The 23,386-nt window shown below is 61.6% G+C and carries 20 protein-coding genes; 8 read left to right on the forward strand and 12 right to left on the reverse strand.

Features of this window, described 5'->3' with window-relative positions:
- Nucleotides 1-10 precede the first annotated feature (10 nt).
- The 6 genes from ACX3M4_RS15150 to ACX3M4_RS15175 form a co-directional block, all read right to left on the reverse strand.
- Nucleotides 11-1,756: a methyl-accepting chemotaxis protein gene (locus tag ACX3M4_RS15150; RefSeq protein WP_459353839.1), complete on the reverse strand. Its 1,746-nt coding sequence runs from the start codon at nt 1,754-1,756 to the stop codon at nt 11-13.
- A gap of 287 nt (nt 1,757-2,043) precedes the next feature.
- Complete coding sequence (locus tag ACX3M4_RS15155; protein WP_459353840.1) at nt 2,044-3,177, reverse strand: DNA alkylation repair protein; 1,134 nt, start codon at nt 3,175-3,177, stop codon at nt 2,044-2,046.
- A gap of 481 nt (nt 3,178-3,658) precedes the next feature.
- Nucleotides 3,659-4,735 carry a sn-glycerol-3-phosphate import ATP-binding protein UgpC gene (locus ACX3M4_RS15160; protein WP_459353841.1) on the reverse strand — a complete coding sequence of 359 codons (1,077 nt, stop codon included), beginning with the start codon at nt 4,733-4,735 and terminating at the stop codon, nt 3,659-3,661.
- Between the two features lie 13 nt (nt 4,736-4,748).
- A complete protein-coding gene (ugpE, locus tag ACX3M4_RS15165; protein WP_459353842.1) occupies nt 4,749-5,591 on the reverse strand; it encodes a sn-glycerol-3-phosphate ABC transporter permease UgpE in 843 nt (280 codons plus the stop codon).
- 11 nt (nt 5,592-5,602) lie between these two features.
- Complete coding sequence (locus tag ACX3M4_RS15170) at nt 5,603-6,484, reverse strand: ABC transporter permease subunit (RefSeq protein WP_459353843.1); 882 nt, start codon at nt 6,482-6,484, stop codon at nt 5,603-5,605.
- A 285-nt stretch (nt 6,485-6,769) separates the two neighbouring features.
- On the reverse strand, nt 6,770-8,080 hold the full coding sequence (locus tag ACX3M4_RS15175) for an extracellular solute-binding protein (protein ID WP_459353844.1): 1,311 nt from the start codon (nt 8,078-8,080) through the stop codon (nt 6,770-6,772).
- Nucleotides 8,081-8,638: 558 nt separating this feature from the next.
- Between ACX3M4_RS15175 and ACX3M4_RS15180 the strand changes: the two genes are divergently transcribed.
- The 3 genes from ACX3M4_RS15180 (at nt 8,639) to ACX3M4_RS15190 (ending at nt 14,667) form a co-directional block, all read left to right on the forward strand.
- A complete protein-coding gene (locus ACX3M4_RS15180; RefSeq protein WP_459353845.1) occupies nt 8,639-9,259 on the forward strand; it encodes an ImuA family protein in 621 nt (206 codons plus the stop codon).
- Nucleotides 9,228-10,679, forward strand: coding sequence for a Y-family DNA polymerase (locus tag ACX3M4_RS15185; protein WP_459353846.1), 1,452 nt, complete (start codon nt 9,228-9,230; stop codon nt 10,677-10,679). Before ACX3M4_RS15180 ends, ACX3M4_RS15185 begins: the two co-directional genes overlap by 32 nt.
- 598 nt (nt 10,680-11,277) lie before the next feature.
- Nucleotides 11,278-14,667: an error-prone DNA polymerase gene (locus ACX3M4_RS15190; RefSeq protein WP_459353847.1), complete on the forward strand. Its 3,390-nt coding sequence runs from the start codon at nt 11,278-11,280 to the stop codon at nt 14,665-14,667.
- 60 nt (nt 14,668-14,727) lie between these two features.
- Here the strand turns inward: ACX3M4_RS15190 and ACX3M4_RS15195 are convergent, their stop codons facing one another.
- The 4 genes from ACX3M4_RS15195 to ACX3M4_RS15210 form a co-directional block, all read right to left on the reverse strand.
- Nucleotides 14,728-15,282, reverse strand: coding sequence for a PRC-barrel domain-containing protein (locus ACX3M4_RS15195; RefSeq protein WP_459353848.1), 555 nt, complete (start codon nt 15,280-15,282; stop codon nt 14,728-14,730).
- Nucleotides 15,283-15,476: 194 nt separating this feature from the next.
- Complete coding sequence (locus tag ACX3M4_RS15200; RefSeq protein WP_459353849.1) at nt 15,477-16,247, reverse strand: matrixin family metalloprotease; 771 nt, start codon at nt 16,245-16,247, stop codon at nt 15,477-15,479.
- A gap of 236 nt (nt 16,248-16,483) precedes the next feature.
- The gene (locus ACX3M4_RS15205; protein WP_459353850.1) at nt 16,484-17,158 is read right to left on the reverse strand and encodes a DUF2161 domain-containing phosphodiesterase; all 675 of its coding nucleotides are present in this window, start codon (nt 17,156-17,158) and stop codon (nt 16,484-16,486) included.
- A gap of 184 nt (nt 17,159-17,342) precedes the next feature.
- Nucleotides 17,343-18,053 carry a helix-turn-helix transcriptional regulator gene (locus ACX3M4_RS15210; RefSeq protein WP_459353851.1) on the reverse strand — a complete coding sequence of 237 codons (711 nt, stop codon included), beginning with the start codon at nt 18,051-18,053 and terminating at the stop codon, nt 17,343-17,345.
- A 114-nt stretch (nt 18,054-18,167) separates the two neighbouring features.
- On the opposite strand from ACX3M4_RS15210, the gene ACX3M4_RS15215 reads away from it, so the two are divergent.
- The gene (locus tag ACX3M4_RS15215; protein ID WP_459353852.1) at nt 18,168-18,662 is read left to right on the forward strand and encodes a VOC family protein; all 495 of its coding nucleotides are present in this window, start codon (nt 18,168-18,170) and stop codon (nt 18,660-18,662) included.
- A 36-nt stretch (nt 18,663-18,698) separates the two neighbouring features.
- Here the strand turns inward: ACX3M4_RS15215 and ACX3M4_RS15220 are convergent, their stop codons facing one another.
- Complete coding sequence (locus tag ACX3M4_RS15220) at nt 18,699-19,139, reverse strand: YHS domain-containing (seleno)protein (protein ID WP_459353853.1); 441 nt, start codon at nt 19,137-19,139, stop codon at nt 18,699-18,701.
- Between the two features lie 256 nt (nt 19,140-19,395).
- Between ACX3M4_RS15220 and ACX3M4_RS15225 the strand changes: the two genes are divergently transcribed.
- The 4 genes from ACX3M4_RS15225 to ACX3M4_RS15240 all read left to right on the forward strand — a co-directional run bounded on the left by ACX3M4_RS15225 (nt 19,396) and on the right by ACX3M4_RS15240 (nt 22,806).
- Nucleotides 19,396-19,896: a twin-arginine translocation pathway signal gene (locus ACX3M4_RS15225; RefSeq protein WP_459353854.1), complete on the forward strand. Its 501-nt coding sequence runs from the start codon at nt 19,396-19,398 to the stop codon at nt 19,894-19,896.
- A 38-nt stretch (nt 19,897-19,934) separates the two neighbouring features.
- Nucleotides 19,935-20,561, forward strand: a complete 627-nt coding sequence (locus tag ACX3M4_RS15230) for a ferric reductase-like transmembrane domain-containing protein (RefSeq protein ID WP_459353855.1) — start codon at nt 19,935-19,937, stop codon at nt 20,559-20,561.
- Nucleotides 20,562-20,956: 395 nt separating this feature from the next.
- Nucleotides 20,957-22,123, forward strand: a complete 1,167-nt coding sequence (locus tag ACX3M4_RS15235; RefSeq protein ID WP_459353856.1) for a GGDEF domain-containing protein — start codon at nt 20,957-20,959, stop codon at nt 22,121-22,123.
- A gap of 182 nt (nt 22,124-22,305) precedes the next feature.
- On the forward strand, nt 22,306-22,806 hold the full coding sequence (locus tag ACX3M4_RS15240) for a hypothetical protein (RefSeq protein WP_459353857.1): 501 nt from the start codon (nt 22,306-22,308) through the stop codon (nt 22,804-22,806).
- A gap of 52 nt (nt 22,807-22,858) precedes the next feature.
- Here ACX3M4_RS15240 and ACX3M4_RS15245 read toward each other — a convergent pair whose 3' ends face one another.
- Nucleotides 22,859-23,221, reverse strand: a complete 363-nt coding sequence (locus tag ACX3M4_RS15245; RefSeq protein ID WP_459353858.1) for a YciI family protein — start codon at nt 23,219-23,221, stop codon at nt 22,859-22,861.
- Between the last annotated feature and the right edge of the window lie 165 nt (nt 23,222-23,386).

Genomic DNA, 23,386 nt, shown 5'->3' on the forward strand with positions numbered 1-23,386 from the left:
CGGGCCGCGCTTACGCGGCACGGACCTGCTCTATGAAGGCCTTCACCTCAGCCTGCAGCTGAGCCGCCTGCTGGGACAGTTCGGAAGCGGAGGAAAGCAACGAGTTCGACGCGCTGCCGACTTCTTGCGAGGCCGCAGTCACCGAGAGAATGTTCTCGTTCACCTTTCGGGTTCCGTCCGAAGCAAGATGGACGCTGCCGGCGATTTCCCTGGTTGCGTCGCCCTGCTCGGCCATGACACCGGCAATGGCCGAGGAAATCTCGTCAACGGTTCCAATTACCATGCTGACATTTTCAAGCGATATCGAAGCCTGCCTTGTTGCATTCTGGATGTCTTCGATTTGCTGGACAATCTCTTCTGCCGCCCGCGTCGTCTGCCCTGCAAGTTCCTTGACCTCGCTGGCCACCACCGCAAAGCCGCGACCGGCTTCGCCCGCTCGGGCGGATTCGATCGTCGCGTTGAGCGCAAGGAGATTGGTCTGTTCGGCGATCCCCGAAATCAGGCCGATTACTTCACCGATCTTGTTGGCGGTTTCGGCAAGCTTGTTCATCTGGGTATTCGAACTTCCAACTTCGATGACTGCCTTTTTCGAAGCTTCGGAGGCGTTGGCAACCTGCTGTGTGATTTCCTCGATCGTCTTGGACATTTCCTCCGTCGCCGCGGCCACGGTTTGAACGTTGTTCATGGCATCGTCGGACGCCGTTGAAACGTAGATGGCCTGCTGACTGGTCTTGTCCGAAATTGCCGCCATGGACCTTGCAGTTTCGTCCTGCTGCCTGGCAGCCCGCGCGACCGCCTCGACAATGCCACCGACCTTTTCGGCAAAGAGTTCGATGGAGGTTTCCAGCCTGCGGCGCTCTTCCTCTTTCTCAGCGTGTTTCTTGTCTTTTTCGGTTTCGAGGTCTCTGGCTTGCTGCAAACCGTTTCTGAAGACCGCAAGCGCAGAAGCCATCTTTCCGATTTCGTCCCGGCGCTCGCTGCCCGGAATGTTTGCGTCCAGATTTCCCTCGGCGATCCGTCCCATTGACCTGGTAATGTCGCTGATCGGTCCAGACATGCGTTTTGCGCCCACAAGAACCATGCAAAGGATTCCGATTCCGACGACCGCCATCCCGATTATGATGTTCGTCGTGACAGAACTGGCCTCGGCGAGATCCTTGCCGATATCTGTATCGACTTCCAGAACGCCGCGAACCTCACCCAGCTTCCAGTCTGTCTTGGGTGACTGGGGATGGGCATTGTGGCAGCTGACACAACCTTCTGCACTCATCGTGTCCGCAATGGCGACACGCATAACCGTCTTCCCGTTCCGGATCTCCTCTTTGGAGAAGGTCGCTTCGGGATTTTTCCTCAAGTAATCCCAGGCTTCCTGCTGGAACCCGTCAAGCTTGCGTGTCTGCCTGTTGGGAAACGGATAGGCGCTGTAGAGCGCGATGCTGGTGCTGTTGTTCTCCAGCAGCTTGCTCAGATCGTGGATCATCGTGGCCGGAAGCGGGATCGCGTCGGAAACATTCGTGTGATCGATAGAAGGCTTCAGCGCTCCACTGGCCTTGGCCTTTGCCACCACGTTGCTGGTGTAATAACCGCGAATGGTCTTGAACTGATTGGCGGACTGCACGCCGTGCCTGGTGGCGCTCTCGCGCGCGTTTTCGACAACAGCCTGGGGTATGAGCCACCAGGCCGCAGCAATGCCTATTATGACCAGAACCGGTATCGGAAGAACCAGTTTCCAGACAAGCGAATTGCGGATCGACATTGCCGCGCCCCCTAGAGATTTGAAGATTACTTCAAAAATATCTCGAGGATTTTAATATTGTTTTACTTTGTATTTATTGCCAATACCCTCTTCGCATCTGAAGTTGCATAGAATTACCTCGTTATCTTCAGTTGAGTGTCAATTTCACCACCACTTGTAAGCAGTTAGGTGTCTATTTCCAAGGAGATCGATCCTCCAGCCGATAATTCGGAAATGGCGGCGACTCACCTGGCTTCCCTCATCGTCCCCGACTCAGACCGGTGCCGCGGAGCCTTTTCAGATCGGCTCTAATCCGCCCCGGGCATTCGAAGCTCGAACTCCGAAAACCCGAAATCACGGCCATTGATCCTGAGGCTCACCGCCTGGGTTCCGCCGTAATAGACCCGCGTCGTGATCGGCCGGATGGCGTGCGTCCGTGACAGAGTAACCCGTTCGCCCGGCGCCAGCGTCAGCTTCGACCATTTGAAGACTTTTGGCGCCAGCGTACCGTTGGCCTTCTTGAAGTGCACAAGATAGTCGAGCACCAGCTCCTGAGGTTTTCCGCCCGTCGATACCAGATCAACGTCGAAGCCGAGAGCGTCGCCGTAGGCAACTCTGGGCGTGCCGATGCGTGGCCCGTCGACCTTGATTTCCGGCGGATTGAGGCCGAAGGCTTCGAGTGTTGGCGTGTGCCCCTGCTTGATCAGGGACCGGCAGGCATGGCGGACGAGTTTCTCGCGGTTCTTGTCCGCCCCCTTCAGCCAGCGCGCGGCGATCTCCGCCGCCAGATCCGGATGGTCTTTGGCTATGTCGTTGAGATGGTTGGCGACGGAGCGGCGGACATAGTCTTCCGGGTCGTCCTTCAGGGCTTCCAGCAGCGGCAGCACCGGGGACGGGTCGTCCACCAGGCGCTTCAGGCGCAGCCCCCAGGGCAGGCGCGGGCGCGTGCCTTCGGAGACAAGGCGGCGCACATGAACGCTGTCGTCCTTTACCCAGGGCGCCATGATCGCCAGCGCCCTCTCCTGGTCCCTGGCCAGGAACGCGCGCACATCGAATTCCGCGGTTGCGCGCTTGGTCATTTCCTTCAAAAGCGCAAAGGACGCCTCGAAATCATCGAGACCGCAATCGGCGACGACCATGCCGAGCGGCATGATGCCCCAGCCGCGAATGCCCTGCGCGTCGCTGCCCCGGTCGAAAGCCACTTCCATCGCCGGATGCAGCACTGCCTTCAGGACCGCAAAGCGCTCCTCGAGTTTTTCCGGCAAGTGCCGGCCGGCAACATCGGCAATCAGCCTGGCGCGCTGCTTCAGCTCCAGAGCGTCCAGAGAAGAAAGGATCTCCGCCTCGAACCCAGGCCGGTCGAACCCCTTGATGTGTTTTTCAAGATGGCCAGCGAGGCAACGCACGAGGTCCGGTGAAATATTGTTCTTGAAGGGTTCCAAAAGTCTCTCCCTGAAACGGTCTTCAAGGTGTTTGCCAGAGGGGTGGCTGGAGATCCAGACAACTCCTGCCACACTCCTGACAAGCACCGTCAGGAGGGTCCTAATCTGGAAGGCCCGCAACGTTTTAAGACCTCATCCTGAGGAAGCGCGTCAGCGCTGTCTCGAAGGATCGGCAGCACTCTCCGGAGCAAGTGACCCATCCTTCGAGACGCCGCTCTCGCGGCTCCTCAGGATGAGGGAGAGTGGGTGATGCTGCTTACGGAATACGGAGCCTGAATGCTTGCTCCTTTCACTTCCGCAAACAAAAATGCCACCCCGGTTGCCCGGGGTGGCAGTTCGGGTCCGGCGGCCCTCGTTACGCCGCCTCGCCTGAATTTCGGAGCACATCGCGAAAAAGCGGATACCGGTTTTTCGCAACGTGCGTCAAAAGGAGTGTCAAAGCGGGCCTCGAGAAATCGAATGACGTGGCCCGCTTTAATTTTCAGTCGATCCGGCGGCCGGTCTCCGCGTCGAAGTAATGCACGTTTTCGGGTGCCGCACGCAGATAGAGCTTTTCACCGGCCTCGTGCCGGGCGTGGCTGGAAACGCGGATCAGGATTTCCGTTCCGCCCTCTCCAAGGCTGGCATAGAGATAGCTTTCCGCACCGACTGGCTCGAGCACATTGACGCTGGCTTCCAGATGGACGCCTTCGCCCTCGCCGGGCGCCCCGACGACGTCCAGATGTTCCGGCCGGATGCCGAGCGTGTAGCGGTCGCGACCCTTTGCATTTGCGCCCTTGAGGCCGGAGCCCTTCACCAGCGACAGGCCTGTTTCGTCCGCCTTCACGTCCATGAGGTTCATCGCCGGAGAGCCGATGAAGCTGGCGACGAAGGTGGAGGCCGGCTTGTCGTAGACGTCGATCGGCGCGCCGATCTGCTCGATGTTGCCGCCGCTCAGGACCACGAGACGGTCGGCCAGGGTCATGGCTTCCAGCTGGTCATGGGTGACATAGACGCTGGTGGTGCCGAGCGAACGCTGCAGGCGCTTGATCTCCACACGCATCTGCACGCGCAGCTTGGCGTCGAGGTTGGAGAGCGGCTCGTCGAAAAGGAAGGCGGCCGGTTCGCGCACGATGGCGCGGCCCATGGCGACACGCTGGCGCTGGCCACCGGAAAGGGCACGCGGCTTGCGCTCGAGATAGTCGCCGATTTCAAGGATGCGGGCGGCTTCCTTCACGCGGCGGTCGATCTCGGACTTGGCCATGCCACGGTTTTTAAGGCCATAGGCCAGGTTGTTATAGACCGACATATGCGGATAGAGCGCATAGTTCTGGAACACCATGGCGATGTCGCGGTCGGCCGGGTCGACCCGGTTGACCACCCGCTCGCCGATCTTGATGTCACCCGTGGTGATTTCCTCAAGGCCCGCAATCATGCGCAAAAGCGTGGACTTGCCGCAGCCGGACGGGCCGACGAGTACAATGAATTCGCCGTCGGCGATATCGATGGAAACGCCTTTGACCGCTTCCACCTTGCCGCCATAGACCTTGCGGACCGTGTCGAGAGTAATCGTTGCCATTTATCCTAAAACCTCACTTGTCGCTCTCGACGAGCCCTTTGACGAACCAGCTCTGGAAGATCACCACGATGAGCACCGGTGGCACGATGGCGAGGATCGCCAGGGCCATGGCTTCGTTGAATGCCGGGATCTGCGCCCCCACCCAGACCTGCAGGATCTGCTTGATGCCGCGCACCAGGGTGAAGAGGCTTTCGTCGGTGGTGATCAGGGTCGGCCAGAGATACTGGTTCCAGCCATAAACGAACATGATGATGAAGATCGCCGCGATCATCGTCTGGGACAGCGGCACGAGGATGTCCTTGAAGAATTTCCACGGTCCCGCGCCGTCGATGCGGGCGGCTTCCAGAAGCTCGTCCGGGACCGACATGAAGAACTGGCGGAAGAAGAAGGTGCCCGTCGCGGAGGCGATCAGCGGCACGATCAGGCCGCTATACGTATTCACCATGCCGAGCGACTGGACGATTTCGTAGGACGGCAGGATGCGCACTTCCAGCGGCAGCAGGAGCGTCGCGAAGATCACCCAGAAGCAGAGCGTTGCCATCGGAAAGCGGAAATAGACGATGGCATAGGCCGCCAGCATGGAAATCACGATCTTGCCGATGGCAAAGCCGAGGCCGAGGATCAGCGAATTCTTCAGCATGACGAAGCCGTCGACCTGCTTGGTGAAACCGCCGGCCTCGAACAGGACCGTCTGGTAATTCTCGAAGAATTTGCCGCCCGGCGTGAACTGGATGCCTTCCTTGTAGATGGTGATCGCGTCATGGGTGCTGGTCAGGAAGGCCAGCACAACCGGTGTCACCATGAAGAAGACACCGAGGAGAAGGATGACATGATCGGAGATCTGAAGTTTTTTCATTGCCGCCTCCCTCAGGTGTAATGCACGCGCCGCTCGATCAAGCGGAACTGGATGATTGTCAGGATGAACACCATCGCCATCAGGATGACGGACTGGGCGGACGAACCGCCAAGGTCATTGCCGCGGAAGCCGTCCAGGTAGACCTTGTAGACCAGGGTCACCGGGTTGTTGCCGGGCTCGTTCTTCACGATGACGTCGATGATGCCGAACGTGTCGAAGAAGGCGTAGGTGATGTTGATGATGAGCAGGAAGAAGCCCGTCGGCGCCAGCAGCGGGAAGGTCACCGTCCAGAACCGGCGGAAGCCCGACCGGCAGTCGATGCTGGCGGCTTCCTGGACGGATTTGGAGATGCCCTGCAGGCCGGACAGGAAGAAGATGAAATTCACCGGGATCTGCTTCCAGACCGCTGTCACGATCATGGCGAAGCTGGTGTCGAAATAGCTCACGCCGATCTGCATCTTCCAGCCGAAGAGAGCGAAGAGCTCGACGATGGGGCCGACATGCTGGTCGAACAGAAGCACGCCGATGAGGCCGGCAACGGGCGGGGCGACCGCATAGACCCACATGAGCAGGGTCTTGTAGGAGGATGCACCGCGCAGGACCTTGTCCGCCTTGACCGCCAGGAGAAGCGCAAGCCCAAGCGAGAGGAAGGTGACGAAGAACGTGAAGACCGCCGTGAACCGTGCGACCCGTCCGTAGTCGGTCGAGGTCACCATGTCCTTGAAATTGTCGAGCCCCACAAAGGTCGAGCCAAAGCCGAACGGGTCCTCGAGGTAGAAGGAAGACTGGATCGCTTGCGCGGCCGGCCACAGGAAGAAGACCGTCACGATACCGAGCTGCGGCAGAAGCAGCAGGTATGGCAGCCACGGAGACTGAAACTGGACTTTTTTCATTATTTCGTTTCTCGACCACCGGGTACGTTTGGCGCCGGCTGCGCCTTGCGGAACAACCTGCCGGAAACATCAGGCATTGGTTGGATGCCCAAGGCTTCACTCATTTCGCTGCGGATCGACACCGGACCATTTGAGGTCAAAACATTCAAGCCTGCCCGGCTGAATGTCGGCGTTTCCGGACCATAAACGCATACATCCGGGTGAATGGGTATGTGTATACGGCCGCGCGCAAAGGTCGATAGGGGCGCCAGGGCGCCCCTATCGGTCTGGCGACTAAGCCCAGGCTTAGTTGCTGGTGGTCTTGGCGAAACGCTCCAGGAGCTTGTTGCCGTCCGCCTCGATGGTGGCAAAAGCCTCATCGACGGTGGTTTCGCCGGACATGATCTTACCGTATTCGCGGTTCATCACGTCGCGGATCTGGACGTAGAAGCCCATGCGGTAGCCCTTGGTCCACTCACCGCCCGGCAGGGTCAGCTGCTTGATGCCGATTTCGGCAGCCGGGGTGGTTTCGTAGTAACCGTCCTTCTTGGCCAGTTCATAGGCGGCGTTGGTGATCGGCACATAGCCGGTGTCCTTGTGCCACTTGTACTGGACTTCCGGAGAGGTCAGGTATTCGAAGAAGGAGGCAACGCACTTGTTTTCCTCGTCCGCCTTGCCGGACATGGCGAACAGGGCCGCGCCGCCGATGAAGGTGCCGGTGCCAGCGCCTTCAACTGCGTTCCAGTACGGCAGGTAAGTTGCGGAGAACGGGAATTCGACCGTCTCGGCAATGCCGCCGAAGGAACCGGAAGACCCGAGCCACATGGCGATCTTGCCTTCGTTGAACGGGGTCTGGTTGTCACCCCAGCCGGTGCCGTAGTAGCCGAACAGGCCATCGTCCAGCCAGCTCTTGACGGCCTTGAAGTGGTCCTTGATCGGCTCGCCGAAGACCAGCGTGGTGCCTTCCGCGCCGTCGTAACCGTTGTTGTTGGTTGCGAACTGCAGATTGTGGCGAGACATGAAGTTCTCGGTGAAGATCCACGGCAGGTGCGACTGGGCAAGCGGCACGTAACCGGCTTCCTTCAGCTTCGGAGCGATTTCCTGGAACTCTTCCCAGGTCTTCGGAGCTTCGACGCCGGCCTTCTTGAGGGCTTCCTCGTTGGTGTAGAGGATCGGCGTCGAGGAGTTGAACGGCATGCCGATCATCTTGCCTGCGCTGTCGGCATAGAAGTAGCGAACGCCGTCGATGTAGTCTTCGATGTTGAAGGCAACGCCGGCATTTTCCAGGATGTCCTGAGCCGGAACGACCGCACCCTTGGCACCGATGATGGTGGCGGCGCCCGCATCGAACACCTGCAGGATGTTCGGCTGTTCGCCAGCGCGGAAGGCGGCGATGCCGGCCGTCAGGGTTTCTTCGTAGGTGCCCTTGAAGACCGGGGTGATCTGGCAGGCGTCCTGCGATCCGTTGTAGCCGTTGGAAATCTCGACAACAACTTCACCGAGCTTGCCGCCCATGGCGTGCCACCAGGTGATGTCGGTCGCCGCATAAGACGCGGAGGACGTGCCCAGGAGGGCGGCCGCAGCAACGAGGCTGGCGACGGTCTTGCGATAAGCCATGTTCATTTGCTCCCATCTAGCAGGGCCGATGGCCCCGATCAGCAGTTGGTCTTCTTCACGATGCCGAAATGGCTTCATCGGCATCAGAAACGATAACGCCTGCGTTTCGTATTGTTTTCATATGAACGTTATATGACGCTCATATGAACATTAAAAGACGCCTTGACCGCGTCCGCAAGAGGGAAAGATGCAAATTCGGAAAATCCCGGCATCCGGCAGATTGAGGAGCGGGTCTTTCCGCGGGTTTTGGGGGTTTTCCGGCACCGCACGGACCGCCTCAAGTCAACCTGCCCGGGCACAGGGGAAACGTCCTGGCCTCGTCTCATGATTTCGGAGAGAAATTTCTCCGGCTCACATGAAACCACTGCCAAGCTCGAATGACTTAACTGCGGCTTTTTCAAAGGACAGCCGTGCCGGTGATCGCCCCCACCCCGGGACAGATTCAGGGATGGATGCCGGGCAGACACCGGACTGGCGCCCGCCACCGGGCGGAACCCGGTTCCACAAGCGGCCCCAATCCATTAGGCTTCTTCCCGTTGAAGGCTGAATCGATCCCGCATGACCCTGAAATTCTCCTCCGTCTATCCGCTGAAACATGCCCGTGCCCACGAAGTCTGCGGCGACGGCGCACTGGCCTTTGCGGCGATTGCCGCCGGGACGGCCAAGGGCGCGGTCGTGTGGATTTCCGAACGCTGGCGCCCGACCGTGCATCCTGAAGGCCTTGCCCCCTATTGCGATCCTGGCCGGCTGCTGCTGACCCGGGCCGACAGCCAGCTCACCGTTCTGGCGAGCGCGGAAACCGCGCTGCGCTCCGGCGCCGCCGGACTGGTGGTGGCGGAGGTTTCCGGTGCCATCGGCCTGACGGAAGGCCGGAGGCTGCAGCTCGCCGCCGAGGCCGGCGGCACCACCGCCGTCCTGCTGATCCCGGAAGGTGCGGGCAGCAATGCCGCCGAAACCCGCTGGCGCTGTGCCGGTGCAGCCGGTCCTTCAACTGCCGTTTCCATTGCCTCTTCCGGCACCTCTTCCAGCTCCCCTATTGGCCCTCGTCAAAACGGCCATGACTCGACTCACTGGCGCTGGTCGCTTATAAAGAACAAAATAGGAACATTGTCGGAATGGGTTGTGCGTTGGGATGCAGCGTCGCATCGTGTCATTGTGGTTTCCGAGGCTGGCGGCTGAGCGGTGCTTACGCGCCCGGCCCGTCGACGCGCCTTTTGCCTTAAGCCTGTTCGACCGCAATTCCGAACGCCTTTACGACCTGTGCCCGCGCGCTGAAGGCTTCGGCCTCAACCGCGGCATGACGCTGGTGCATGCGCGCAGCTTCTGCCCCGGCCTGTTGACGCGGCCGGCGGATCCCGCCGCCGACCAGCGGTTCCTGAAGGTGCTCGCCCGCTGGGCGACCCGCTACTGCCCCTGGGTAGGGGTCGACGGGCGGGACGGGCTTTTTCTCGACATCACCGGCTCGGCTCACCTCATGGGCGGCGAGGAACCGCTTCTGGACGATATCCGCGCCCGCCTTGCCCGCGCCGGCCTTACTGCAAGGCTCGGCCTTGCCGGCACGCCGGGGATGGCCTGGGCGCTGTCGCATTTTGCCGAGGGCATCGCCGCGCCCGGCGAGACCCTGGCCCGGATCGGCGCCCTGCCGCTGTCCGCCCTCCGCCTTGCCGACCAGACCTGCACCGCGCTGGAACGGCTCGGCATTGCCACCGTCTCTGAGCTCTACAATCTGCCGCGCGCCACCATCGCCCGCCGGTTCGACCGGGACGTGCTTTCCCGCCTCGACCAGGCGCTGGGGGATCTGCCCGAACAGATCTCGCCGCTTGGTGAGGAAGCGGCCTTTGCCGTGCGCATCACCCTGCCCGACCCGATCGGCCTCCTGGACGACGTGATGGCTGCCGCCCGCCGGCTGACGGAGCATCTCTGCCGCCGGCTCGACACGGCACAGAAGGGGGCGCGGGAGCTGAAGCTGACCTTCCGCCGGGTCGACCAGGAGAACCAGGCGGTGGAGCTGAAACTCGCCCGGCCGATGCGCGACGGCGAGCGCATCCTCGCCCTTTTCGAGCGCGGCGTGAGTTCGGTCGACGCGGGCTACGGCATCGACATGATCCGCCTGGAGGCGGTGGTGGTGGAGCCGCTCGGCCTGCGCCAGCTCGACCGCTCCGAGGGCCTTGCTAAAGACAATCTCGACGATCTGATCACCCAGCTCGGCAACCGGGTGGGGCTGGAGAACATCCTGCGCTTCCAGCCGGTCGACAGCCATATCCCCGAGCGCAGCTTCAAGCTGGTGCCGGCCGCCTACAGCCGCGCCGTCGCCGCCTGGCCGGCACACCGGCCGCGCCCGATCCGTCTGTTCGCGCCCGAGCCCATTACGGGTGCCGGTTTCGAGCCGCCGCAACGCTTCCGCTGGCGCGGCCGGTCGCTCAGCATCATCGAGGCGGAAGGCCCGGAACGGATCACCCCGGCCTGGTGGGAGGAAGACGGCAGCTGGGCCAAGGGCCTGCGCGACTACTGGCGCATCGCCACCCACCAGGGCCAGCGCCTGTGGCTGTTCCACACGCCCCAGCACCCGGCCTGGTTCGTGCAAGGGGAGTTCGGCTGATGAGGTTCCGTGCCTTTCCGACCGCCCCCGGCCTTTCCATCGTCATCCCGGACGGAGCACAGCGGAGATCCGGGACCGGGGCGCCCGGATTTGCCGGTTTAAGGGCATTCATGCCGCAAGGGCGTCCGGCTCCCCGGTCCCGGCTCGCGCTGCGCTTGGCCGGGATGACGATGGAGAGGTTTGGTGCAGTCTCCCGCTCCTGCAATTACCCTGAGCCTTGCGGCAAACTCCCCCTCTCCCCCCTTGCGGGGGAGATGTCTCCGACAGGAGACAGAGGGGGGTGGCAGCCCCTCGGCAGGACACGCCATCTCCGCAGTCCGCGGCAGCGCTTCACCCCCCTCTGTCCGGTTCCCGGACATCTCTCCCGCAAGGGGGGAGAGGGGTGCGAGCGGCAGGGCCGTGCCATGTCTCAAGTCCGGTCTTGTTTCTCCGTGTCTCCCCGGACGAGCATCGCGAGATCCGGGGCCCACTTGCTTCCAGAGCGGTGTGGCAGGGGGACAGCGCTTCCGCTTCGACAAGCGGACCGGCGAGTGGGTCCCGGCTCGGCGCTGACGCTTGGCCGGGATGACACCGGAAGAAAGACCCGGGAGCCCAGCCAATGAGTTCTCTCCCGGACCCTGACAGTTTTCGCCTGGAACCGGCGCGTTATGCGGAGCTGGCGGTGACCTCGAATTTCACCTTCCTGCGCGGGGCCTCCCATCCGGAGGAATTGGTGACGCGGGCGGCCGCGCTCGGGCTCGATGCGATCGCCATCACCGACCGCAATTCGCTGGCCGGGGTCGTCCGGGCGTATTCGGCGCTGAAGGAGATCAAGCGGGCGGCGACGGAGGAAGGCGTGCCGATCCGTTCCCATTCGCAGATCGATACATCCTCCCGCCAGGAAACCAATACGACCCCGCCGCTGCCTGCACCGCAGACGCTGAAGCTGCCGCGGCTGATTGTCGGTGCGCGCCTCTGCCTGCAGGACAGCCCGCTGGACTGGATCGCGCTGCCGACAGACCGGGCCGCCTATGAGCGGCTCAGCCAGCTCCTTACCCTCGGCAAGCGCCGGGCGGAGAAAGGCGATTGCCATCTCGGATTTGCCGACCTTCTGAGCGCCTGCAAGGGACTGATCCTGATCGCCCTGCCGCAGGGCGCGACCGTGGAGACAGGAATTTGTGCGACAGCTAAGGACCATGTCCGCCGTCTCCGCCAGGAAGCGCCCGGCCATGTGTTTCTGGGCGCCGCCCCCCGCTATGACGGCACCGATCAGGCCTGGTTCCGCCTCTGCGCCCGCGCCGCCCATTCGCTTGCCGCGCCAATGGTCGCCGTCGGCGACGTGCTGATGCACCAGGCCGGAAGGCGCCGGCTTGCCGACGTGCTGACATGCCTGCGCGAAGGCTGCCGCATCGACGAAATCGGGACCAGGGCGCTGCCCAATGGCGAGCGGCGGCTGAAGTCCCCGGGCGACATGGCGCGGCTCTTCCGCCACCACCCGGCGGCGCTCCGGCGAACGCTGGAAATCGCCACCCGCTGCAGCTTCGATCTCTCCGAGCTTTCCTATGAATATCCGGACGAGATCGTGGGCGGCGTGCCGCCGCTGGAACGGCTGGAACAGCTGACCCGCGAAGGTCTGGAAAGACGCTATCCGGCCGGCGTGCCCACCCGCGCGCAGGACATGGCGGAAAAGGAACTGCGGCTCATCGCCAAGCTCGACTTCGCCGCCTATTTCCTGACCGTGCACGACATCATCCGCTTTGCCCGCAGTCAGCACATCCTCTGCCAGGGGCGCGGCTCGGCCGCCAATTCCATCATCTGCTACGCGCTCGGCATCACCGATGTCGGGCCGGAGACCATCACCATGGTCTCCGAGCGCTTCATCTCCGAGCACCGGGGCGAGCCGCCGGACATCGATGTCGATTTCGAGCATGAGCGCCGCGAGGAGGTGATCCAGTATGTCTACGAGAAATACGGCCGCCACCGCGCCGGGCTCTGCGCCACGGTGATCCACTTCCGCACCCGCGCGGCGATCCGCGAGGTCGGCAAGGTGATGGGTCTGAATGCGGATGTGACGGCCGCGCTCGCCGGTCAGATCTGGGGCAGCTCCAACAAGGGGCCGGAGGAAACACGGGTGAAGGAACTCGGCCTCGACCTTTCCAACCCGCGTGTGCAACTGACCATCGAGCTGATCCGGGAGATCATCGGCTTTCCGCGCCACCTCAGCCAGCATGTCGGCGGCTTCGTCATCACGCAAGGCCGGCTCGACGCGCTCTGCCCGATCGAGAACGCGGCCATGGAAAACCGCACGGTAATCGAATGGGACAAGGACGACATCGACGCCCTCGGCATCCTGAAGGTCGACCTTCTCAGCCTCGGCATGCTGACCTGCATCCGCAAATGCTTCGACCTGATCGATCATCATCACGGCCGGGGATACACCCTCGGCTCCGTGCCTCAGGCGGACACAAAGACCTATGACATGCTCTGCGTGGCCGATGCGATCGGCGTTTTCCAGGTGGAAAGCCGGGCGCAGATGAATTTCCTGCCGCGCATGCGCCCGCGTGAATTCTACGACCTCGTCATCGAGGTGGCGATCGTGCGCCCCGGCCCGATCCAGGGCGGCATGGTGCATCCCTATATCAACCGCCGCCAGGGCAAGGAGAAGGTCTCCTTCCCCTCAAAAGCGCTGGAGGAGGTGCTCGGCAAGACGCTCGGCGTGCCGCTCTTCCAGGAGCAGGCGATGCAGATCGCGGTCGTCGCCGCCGGGTTCACGCCCTCGGAGGCCGATAAACTTCGCCGGTCCATGGCGACCTTCCGGCGCATGGGCACGATCGGGCAGTTGAAGGAGAAGTTCATCACCGGCATGCTGGCCCGCGGCTACGAACCGGAATTTGCCCAGAACTGCTTCAGCCAGATAGAGGGCTTCGGCGAATACGGCTTTCCGGAAAGCCATGCGGCGGCCTTTGCCATGCTTGCCTATGTCTCGGCTTACCTGAAATGCCATTTCCCGGCCGAGTTTGCCTGCGCGCTTCTGAACTCCCAGCCGATGGGCTTTTATGCCCCGGCGCAGATCGTGCGCGATGCCCGCGATCATCAGGTGGAGGTGCGCCCCATCTGCGTCAACACCAGCCTCTGGGACAACACGCTGGAACGGCGCAGCGACGGCGCGCTGGCGCTGCGCCTCGGGTTTCGGCAGATCAAGGGCATGAGGGAAGAAGACGCTGCCTGGATCGTCGCGGCGCGCGGCAACGGCTATCCGGACACGGAAACGCTGTGGCTCCGGACCGGAGTTGCGCCGGCAACGCTAGAGCGGCTGGCCGAGGCCGACGCCTTTGCCGGCATGGGCCTCAGCCGCCGCGCCGCGCTGTGGCAGGTGAAGACCATCCGCAGCCCCAAGCCCTTGCCGCTTTTCAACGATCCGATCGACGGCGAGGCGATCTTCGAGCCGGACGTCATTCTGCCCGCCATGCATCTTGGCCAGGAGGTGGTGGAGGATTATCTGTCGACCCGCCTGACCCTGCGCGCCCACCCGATGGAACTGCTGCGCCCGCATATCGCGCATCTGACCCCGCATGACCGGCTTGCCGCGCTTTCCCCCCGCGAGGCGCGGCGCGTCTCCGTCTGCGGGCTGGTGATCACCCGCCAGCGCCCCGGCACCGCGTCGGGCGTCATTTTCCTGACGCTGGAGGACGAGACCGGCGTTTCCAACGTGGTCGTCTGGCCGAAGATGTATGAAAAATTCCGCCCCGCCGTGCTCGGCGGACGGCTGCTCAAGGTCACCGGACGGCTGGAGCGCGAGGGGCTCGTGGTGCATCTCATCGCCGACCACATCGAGGACCGCTCCCGCGACCTCTCCCTCCTCGGCCACCCGAGTGACAGCGTGCTGGGTGAAATGGGTCCCAAGGCCGACGACGTGCCAGTGCACCTGAAATCGGACGCCCGGAAAACCCGGGCCATGCACCCGAGGGAACAGGCGAAGCGGCTGTTCCCGAGCCGGGATTTTCATTGAGGGGCATGGCCGGACCACAGCCTTGCAGCCCGGCAACGCGGTGCTATCCAACAGACAACGTCAATTGCCCGTGACGGGCTCAGGCAGCGCCGGAGGTGCGGTCTGTTCCATTTCCAGGCGGGCCTTCGCGGCCTCTTCGGCCTGAAGGACCTGCAGCCTCGTCAAAAATTCCGGTGCAGCCTCGATCTGATCCTGTGAAGCCTTGATCACCAGTTTCTGATCGCCGGGATCGGTCCTGGTATGTTCGACAGCTTCGTAAGGAACGCCGATCAGCTTGGTGCCGAGGCCCAGAAAACCACCGGCCTCGATAACGACGCCGACGACCTTGCCTTCGGAATCAATTTCAAGCGCAGCCACTTCGCCGAGGGTTTCGCCGGCTGGATTGGTGACTTCGAGGCCGACAACGTTGCTGGTCAGCCAGTGATCGGACTTCTGCTCGGCAAGGAAAGGCGTCGCGCCTTCGGCGAATATTCCGGCAGCCTCGCCACTGGCCTCCGGCAAGACTTCCTGGGTCATTGGAGAGGCGTCTTCCGGCTGAGGGGGCTCTTGCGCCAGTGCAGGACTGAGCGACAGCGCCAGGGCCGCAACCGCGGTCAAAACGATCTTGCTAGTCATGTTATTCTCCCTTGTTGTCGCGCCGGAAGAGCGAAGATCCGCTCGCCCTGTCCGAGGCACAGCTTCGAATATAGGGAGCAAAACGGACCTTTTCGGGAGACAGGAGCTGGAAAAAATCTTGTTTTAAATCAATAAATTATCCAATATCAGAAACCAGAGACATACGCGTAAACCGTGTCGGATTGATGGCAGACTCAATCCATGCGCGAACCATAAAGCCACTGCACGCCTTCAATGTCGCTCGGTTGCAGTCCGCGGAAGTTTTCCCGGTACTTGAAATGCATGATGGAACTTTCGCGCACATAGTGATCGAGACCGATCGCATGGCCGATTTCATGGGCGAAGGTATAGCGCAGGTCGTAGGCTCCGAGATCTCCGTCAAATCCGATTTTCCATTTGTGAACCGGGTTCAGGCAAATGGCGGACTGGGTGATCCTGGCGAGTTTCAAAGCACCGGTTATTCCGCCACGATCCACCGGTTGCCGCTCAGGCTTGCTCAGCCCGCGGTCCGCGACGTCATGCACTTCCGCCCCGTCGGCCGGTTCCGGTTGAGAGCGCACATTCGTGAAGGCAAATCCCCTTGGAACGGATTGAGTGCCCAGAAGAATATCCGCACCGGCGGTATCCTGAACTTCCCTAAAGGACAGGCCGCTCACATCCTCCCAGAGCCGGAAGGCAAGCCCGACCTGTTCCCGGATTGCATCCATCGACAGGTGGTTGATCCTTGCGAGGCGGGCAAGACTGTCCATCGACTTGCAATTGCGCGCCTGCTGCAGAACCGTCGGTTCCTGCACGAAGGCGTAGGTCACCTGAGCGGGTGTGCCGAGTTCCGCCTTTCCCCATTTCACAAGGTTGCCGTCAAGCTTGAGGGGAGCGAATCCTGCGCCGTCCGCAAAGGCGGAAGAATAAAAACCAAAGGACAGCACTGCAGAAATGAGAAAAATGAAACCAGCCTTCAATTTCACACTCTTCGGTCCAGGGATCTAAGGAAGACTGCCCATCGCGCGGACAAACCGCGCAATCACACAGCCCATGGCAGCGGCGCTGCCCTGGCGCCGCACCGGCAATTCGCATCCTTGCCGGAATTTCCTGGAACGCAGCATTGCTGCGTCGCACTTGCATCCCAAAAGCTACGTTACTGAAGTTACCAAGCAAATAAGGGAAAGCCCGTTATCCTGACCTATTACCAAGAAAACTGCAGTTATCCACCTTCCGATTTCCCCGAAGGCAGGTCAGCCCGCCCCTTAGGCGTCAGGGCGAAGACACCGCGCTCGACACGCTCGAACCAGCCGTAGTGATCGTCGGCCATCATGCGGGTGGCGTTGGCGACGCCGGTTGCCCTGGCGACATCCGCACCGCGGCTCGGGCCGTTTGCAATCAGATGCTCGGCGCAGCGGATGGCGTCCTGGCGGTAGGCGGTGACGAGGGTTGTCTTTGTCGAGCCGCCGACATTCGGATCGCCGACACGGCGGGAAAACTCCCGGAGCAGCCTCTCCTTGCGCGGTTTCGATTTGCGCGGTGTGAAGGGCGCCGGGTCGAGATGCACCTCCACCACGCCATCCGGCAGGCGAACGGTGATGACGCCGAGGCCGAGCCGGCGGGCGAGCTGAAGGTTCTTCTTCAGCGACTGCAGAAATTGCCGTCCCTTTCCCCGTGCAACGGCCACGTACACCGCGTCGGTCATCGACTGGCGCGCGACCGCCTGATGAAACAGGCTCAACGTAAAGCCGGTCTTCAGCTCCACGATCACCGGATCTTCATCGCCCCGGCAGGCGACAAGATCGGCGGAACCGACCTCGGCCTTCACCTCGTAGCCCTGTGCCAAGAGATAGTCTTTGACCGGCAGATAAAGCTCGGTTTCCAGAATGCGCCCCATGCAAACATCCTAAGGTTCAATCGGAGACGGGGCAATCAGCCGGCGGCCGTTGTCCCATGCGATGCGCGGTGCCTTGATCCGCCGCGTCCAATTGCCGGGCACAACGACCAGCGCCCTAGTGGAGCGAATTTGACATTTGCTCCAGCGCTAGCAGCAGGGGGATGCAAATGTCAGAATCGAACCACTAGGATGCGCCGCGCGAATAGCGTTCCCGCTCCGTGTCCATGGCAATCCGCCAGCGCTTTTTAAGGGAAGCGGGGTTCTCGGGATAGCGCTCTTCAAGAAGCGCCGCAAACGTCATCCGCTCCGTCCGGAAGTAGCGGAAACCCTCTCGCAATTCACACCAGGCAGCCAGGATCCGGCCTTCGTCGCGATACCCCAGAAGCACCGGCCAGACGATCCGCTCGCTTGTCTGCCCGTCCTTGCCGCAATAGCCGATCGTGATTTTCCTGCCGTCCAGGATGGCCTGCCGCAGCAGGCCGGCATCGACAGTGTCCTCCGCCGCCGGGCCGACAGGCCGGACACTCATTGCGCTGCCGGTGATATTGCGGCGGAGGGGTTCCGGGGCAATGGCTTCGATCTTCGCAATCAGGTTTTCCGCTGCCCGGGCCAGCCTCGGTTCGCCGCGCGTCGACACCCAGAGGGCTCCCAGAACGGCCGCGTCGATCTCGTCGGCAGTCAGCATCAAAGGCGGCATGTCGAAGCCGCCTTCAAGCACGTAACCGACCCCGGCCTCTCCCCGGATCGGCACCCTCCGGGCAATGAGGGTGGCAATGTCCCGATAAACCGAGCGCTTCGACACTTCCAGTTCGCCGGCAATCGCCTGTGCGGACACCGGAGCGCGGACCCTGCGCAGGATCTGGATGATTTCAAACAACCTGTCCGCGCGCCGCATAGTCCTCTCCCGGGATCCTGGCCCTGGGGTCAGGGCCTGGACACAATGCTGCCACCACGCTGTCAGCATAGGCCCGTTATAGGACCCGGACACCCAACTTGGAAAGCGCCGCACATGCCGAAACGAATGATCACCAGACACCTGCCGAAAATTCTTGCCGTTCTTTTGCTGACATCCAGCACCGCCCTGAAATCCGAGGAGACAGCCATGCAGACCACCCACCCGGCGCCCCTGGAAAGACTTGGCGTCTATGTCCTTTCCACTGACATGAAACGCTCGGAGAGCTTTTACCGGAAAGTCTTCGGCCTATCCCCCTCGGTGCAGACGGACGCCTTTATCGGTTTCGACATTGCCGGCGGCCTCTTTGCGGTGGTGTCAAAACAGACTTTCGCACCGGACGCGGTGCTGGGCGGCAATGCCATCCCCTATATCAAGGTCGGCGACGCCGAAGCGGCCTACCGGCATGTGAAGACGGTTGCGCCCGAGGCCCTCGCAGGTGCGGGCGCCGGCGTCATCCACGAAGGCCCCATCAGCCTCTTCAAGTTCAGGGATCCCGACGGCAACATGATCGAATATTTCTCGCTTCAAACACCTATCGACGGGCTTTAGCGCCCGCCTCCGCCCGAAGGGTCACTCTCGCATCTGTTATTGAAGGCCAGGCCAGTTCCGGTTCGCCTCGGCGATGAAGCCCGGAATATCCTCGCTCCAGGTGCGCTGGACGGATTTGGAATAGTTCACATAGAGCTTGCCTTCCACGACCCTGTAGGCAAGCGGATCGACGCCGACCTTGTAGCCGCGCGAGACGCCATAGGCGCAGTAACCGTCGAATTGCGGCGCGTAGCGCGCGGGCTCGGCCAGGAAGACGTCGCGGTTTTCCGCGGTCGCGAAGCGGTAGGTCAGGCCGTTATGCTGTGCGGTGAACCGGGCCTGACCCTGCCGCGGCGCTTTACCCGAGAAATAGGAGACCGGATCGTATCCGGTCAGCGCCAGCGGGCTCTTCGCAAACGAGGGAACGGCATAAAGCGCTGCCGCCGTGCCAGCTGCGGCGACCAGTGCAAGCCCGAGAAATCTCCTGCGGTGGTTCATGACGTTTCCTCTTGAAGCGACTTCATAACAAGATGCCGGGCACAATCCCGTTCCGGCTGATGACATTCAATCAACAATCGCTTGATCCCGGATCGCCACCCGGGCTTCTCCGCCACCTCACGCAAGCGTGAGCGGGATTGTCATCCGCGCGTGGGCCTCTGCCTCGAAATTGCCGGCAAACGCGCTATGATTTGTCAGCGGATGCGCCCGGTCCGTTCGAGCGGCCGAGCAGAGACTGCCCGACAGGAGAGATCCCATGACTGCCGCGCTCATCACCCGCCGAACCCTTCTGACCGCCAGCGGTGCCGTCTGCGGGCTGGCCGTTGCGGCGGGTGCTTCCCGGCTGCTACTTCCCGCCGAGGCTTCTGGCCTCGCGCCGACACGGACAATGCGGGGCGGCGCCAACAATTACCGGCCCGGCGCGCCGATCGTCGACAGGATCGGCGGCGGCGGCTTCTGGATGACCGGCACGGTTCGCCGCGCTGGGGACGGAGCGCCCCTGGCTGGCCAGCGCATCCAGATCTGGGCACATACGACGGAAGGCAACGAGCGCGACCAGCGCAGCCATGGCGCGACGCTGACGGACGCAAACGGCGTTTTCCGGCTGGAAATGCCGCAGATCGTCCCCGCCTTCGGCCAGCCGCACGGGCATCTGGCCTATGACAGCGGCGACTTCGAGACGGTGTTTCTGCGCCCGGTCATGAAAAGCGCGCGCGACACCAGCCTGGAGGCGCATTTTGTGCTGCAGCCCGCCTGAGCGGATCGCCGGGGACAGCTTGAACGGAGCCTTCCGGGATGCCGCCTGAGGCGAGCGGCCGGGCCCGGCCGAGCCTGATCTGGGCGCTCGTCGCCGCGGCGATCCTTCTGCCCCTCGTCTTTGCTGCGGCAAGCCCGTTGCTGCAATGGCGCCAGCCCGTCTATATCGCCGCTGGTTTTGCCGGCATTCTCGCTCTCGGCCTCATGCTCCTCCAGCCTCTTCTGGCCGCTGGCCTGTTGCCCGGCCTTGGCGGCCCGCGCGGCCGCAGGCTCCATCGCTGGACAGGAGCGCTTCTCGTCACGTTCGTCCTCCTCCACATCGCCGGCCTTTATCTCACCAGCCCGCCGGACGTCATCGATGTCCTTCTCCTGCGTTCACCGACCCCATTTTCTCTCTGGGCGATGATCGCCCTGATCCCCCTCCTCGCCGCCGCTCTGCTGGCGGCGTTCCGCCGGCGCCTGAGGCTGGCCCCTCGCACGTGGCGGCGAATGCATCTCGCGCTGGTGTCGATCGCAATTCTCGGCACCGCCGGACATGCACTGCTGATCGAGGGGACGATGGAGTGGTGGACGAAGCTGGGGCTGTGTGGGGTGGTCGCCGGGGCGACGGGGTGGGTGGCGGTGAGAGCGTGGAGAGCATCTCGCAGGAGGGATGCAGGTCCATAAGTAAGGGATATCCTGAAAGCGCGGGATGGGCCGGACGGGATCTGCAGGATTGCGTTTTCAGCAAAGATCCACGATGCCATCGTGCAAGCAAAGCCGTAAAGCCACTCCGCCACCAAAGAACAGTGCGTCAACAAAAGCCACCTTTGATAAAAAATATCTAAACATAAAATCTATAGTTGTGCATTTTTCGAATGAAAATATGCAATTTTGTTAATAGGGAGCTGCTTTCCTGTTCATCCGAAATAGTGCTTTCCTTTGACTAATCAGATTTGATTAGTATCCTTTTAGCAAAAGACTGATATTTCTTGTCTACCTCTCTTTGACAACTGAAGGGAATATCAGCGCTGGACCTCGATATCCGTACCCTATCCTATTGTGCCGTCCTGAACGCCTTCATGTTCAGCATCGGCATCTATGCAGTCGGTCGAACATGGGTTCGGCTGCCCGGTATGGGTTGGTGGGCCGGGGCACTTATGACAGAGGCTTGCGGGTTTGCGTTGCTTGCCCTGCGCGGCCAGATCCCCGACTTTTTGTCCGTGGTGGTTGCCAACACCCTGATTGTTGGCGGCATGTGGCTCTCGCAGGCAGGAGTTGCCGATTTCAAGCAGGAAAAAATTCGTTATCTCCCCCTGGGCATCATCCTGCTGACGCTCCACTCCGTGCTCTTCGTCTGGTACACCTATATCGATCCGAATGTGGATGCCCGTATCATTATCGTAAGCTTGGTGATGACAGCCGGCACCGTAGTGGTCGTTGAACAGTTGCGCACAATGCCTCACGCAGACCTGCTGCTTCCGAGCCGGGTTACTGCGCTGTTCTACACCGTCTTTGCGATCTTTCTGCTGTTCCGGGTTGCATGGGTCGTGACGCATGAACGGTCACCCGACTTCATGCAGGCCGGCACTGTGCATGCCCTGGCTTTTGTTGTCTTTATCATCTTCACCAACGGCCGCACCTTCGGGTTCCTTTGGCTGACGACCCGAAAACTGAGCATCGAACTGGAGGTCAATGCTGCCACCGATCCATTGACCGGCCTTTTGAACCGACGTGCCTTTGACATGGTCAGCACCCGCGAAATGGCCCTGGCCGACCGGCAAGGCCTTGGGTTTGCACTTTTCATTGCCGATCTTGATAAGTTCAAGTCGATAAACGACCAACATGGCCATGGCGTCGGTGACCGCGTCCTGACCCTGGTCGCCGAACAGTTGAACGCCATTCTGCGCCAGGGCGATATCGTTGCCCGTTTTGGCGGCGAGGAGTTCGTCGCATTGCTACCGTTCACGACCCCGGAACAGTCATCCGAAATTGCCGAACGTCTGCGCCAAGCCATTGCCGACATCCAAGTCAGCGGTGTCCCACCCGTCACTATCAGCATCGGTGTCACCTACCGGGAACCAGGCAGCGAGCTCTCGCTGATCAGCTTGCTTGATCGGGCGGACGCTGCCCTCTACCGGGCCAAGGCGGACGGGCGGAATCGCGTTGTGATTTGCCTGCCGGACTCCACCGCGCTTCCGGCAAGGGGTGATCAACGATCCCCCGATACGCACAGCGACACGCCCTGAACGATCCCGGCGCATGCCATTCGTATCTGTGACGAAATATCAACCTTCATCCAAACACACCTCTGCCAGCCACAAGCCGGCGTTCGATGAACTTTAAATACTTTATCCAAAATCTATCTACTTTAAATTGCATATCAAGTATGAATACAGTTACTCCGTGGACCAAATACGGAGTTACCGCCATGAATCTCACCAAAACTTCCACGCTTGCTTTCACCATTTCAGCAATTCTGACGAATTCAGCGCTTTCCGACTCGCAAACTGTCGAGGGAAAGCTGACCTTGGAGGGTTTCATCAACAACTCGATATCGATTTCTATCCGGACGTCCGACTTCGGCGCCGCCTATCACAGCTGTTCGCCAAACAATACGAATGGTTGCAACGTACAGGATCCGCAGTCATCGATCCCCAAGAACATCGGCAACATCCTGTGCCTGCCTTCGGCGATGAACTTCACCATCACTGACGGCTGCCAGAGCCTGCTCACTGCGGGATCGAGCGACGACTGTCAGTCGAACTCGGCGAAGGACTTCTGCCACAACGGCGTTGCGCCGGCCTGCAATTACCGCACGACCAACAATGCCAGCACCACGGCGGAATGGGACTGGATCTTGACCCAGACGGCACACGGTCTTGTGCAGGTGGACTGCAAGGAGACCGGCTACCAGGGCTACACGGAGTAACCGTACGAGGACTTACTTGAATGCAACGGGCGGGCCGGACGCACCGGCCCGCTTAAGCACCGGGTCCGTGATCCGGTCCCGTCACGAAGGGCATGATCTCGACCCCGTCGCCCGGAAAGACCGTGAAATGTGGATGGTCTTCGAAGAGGCGGGCGGCGGCTTCAACGGTTTCGGCCTCGACGACCAGATAGCCGCAGACCGGGTTGACGGTCCCGGCAATGCCGTCTGCCGTCACGCGCAAGGTCTTGCCGACCATGCCGCCGCCGTCGACGATCGAGGCGGCGTTTTTCTCGGTCCACGCCATCCATTGTTTCAGGCCGCGTTCGTCGATCGCATCCTGCTCTGCCCTGGGCAAGGCACGGAAGCGAACGACGGCATCGGGCTGCATGGTGTAGACGGCCAGAAAGCGGGGCATCTTCTGCGGTTCCTGCTGGTCACGGATGAACGCCCGAGCCTAACCTTCCGTGCGCAGGAAATCACCCGGAAGATACGGCGCAAAAGCCAGACCGGTTGCCGGCGCTCGACTGACCCGGCCTAGTGGTTCGATTCTGACATTTGCATCCCCCTGCTGCTAGCGCTG

This window comes from Roseibium sp. M-1 (genome assembly GCF_054515675.1).

Coding starts and splice junctions, on each gene's coding strand:
- ACX3M4_RS15150 (WP_459353839.1), bottom strand. CDS start 1,756: ATGTCGATCCGCAATTCGCTTGTCTGGAAACTGGTTCTTCCGATACCG.
- ACX3M4_RS15160 (WP_459353841.1), bottom strand. CDS start 4,735: ATGGCAACGATTACTCTCGACACGGTCCGCAAGGTCTATGGCGGCAAG.
- ugpE (WP_459353842.1), bottom strand. CDS start 5,591: ATGAAAAAACTTCAGATCTCCGATCATGTCATCCTTCTCCTCGGTGTC.
- ACX3M4_RS15170 (WP_459353843.1), bottom strand. CDS start 6,484: ATGAAAAAAGTCCAGTTTCAGTCTCCGTGGCTGCCATACCTGCTGCTT.
- ACX3M4_RS15175 (WP_459353844.1), bottom strand. CDS start 8,080: ATGGCTTATCGCAAGACCGTCGCCAGCCTCGTTGCTGCGGCCGCCCTC.
- ACX3M4_RS15180 (WP_459353845.1), top strand. CDS start 8,639: ATGACCCTGAAATTCTCCTCCGTCTATCCGCTGAAACATGCCCGTGCC.
- ACX3M4_RS15190 (WP_459353847.1), top strand. CDS start 11,278: ATGAGTTCTCTCCCGGACCCTGACAGTTTTCGCCTGGAACCGGCGCGT.
- ACX3M4_RS15195 (WP_459353848.1), bottom strand. CDS start 15,282: ATGACTAGCAAGATCGTTTTGACCGCGGTTGCGGCCCTGGCGCTGTCG.
- ACX3M4_RS15205 (WP_459353850.1), bottom strand. CDS start 17,158: ATGGGGCGCATTCTGGAAACCGAGCTTTATCTGCCGGTCAAAGACTAT.
- ACX3M4_RS15210 (WP_459353851.1), bottom strand. CDS start 18,053: ATGCGGCGCGCGGACAGGTTGTTTGAAATCATCCAGATCCTGCGCAGG.
- ACX3M4_RS15215 (WP_459353852.1), top strand. CDS start 18,168: ATGCCGAAACGAATGATCACCAGACACCTGCCGAAAATTCTTGCCGTT.
- ACX3M4_RS15220 (WP_459353853.1), bottom strand. CDS start 19,139: ATGAACCACCGCAGGAGATTTCTCGGGCTTGCACTGGTCGCCGCAGCT.
- ACX3M4_RS15225 (WP_459353854.1), top strand. CDS start 19,396: ATGACTGCCGCGCTCATCACCCGCCGAACCCTTCTGACCGCCAGCGGT.
- ACX3M4_RS15230 (WP_459353855.1), top strand. CDS start 19,935: ATGCCGCCTGAGGCGAGCGGCCGGGCCCGGCCGAGCCTGATCTGGGCG.
- ACX3M4_RS15235 (WP_459353856.1), top strand. CDS start 20,957: ATGTTCAGCATCGGCATCTATGCAGTCGGTCGAACATGGGTTCGGCTG.
- ACX3M4_RS15240 (WP_459353857.1), top strand. CDS start 22,306: ATGAATCTCACCAAAACTTCCACGCTTGCTTTCACCATTTCAGCAATT.
- ACX3M4_RS15245 (WP_459353858.1), bottom strand. CDS start 23,221: ATGCCCCGCTTTCTGGCCGTCTACACCATGCAGCCCGATGCCGTCGTT.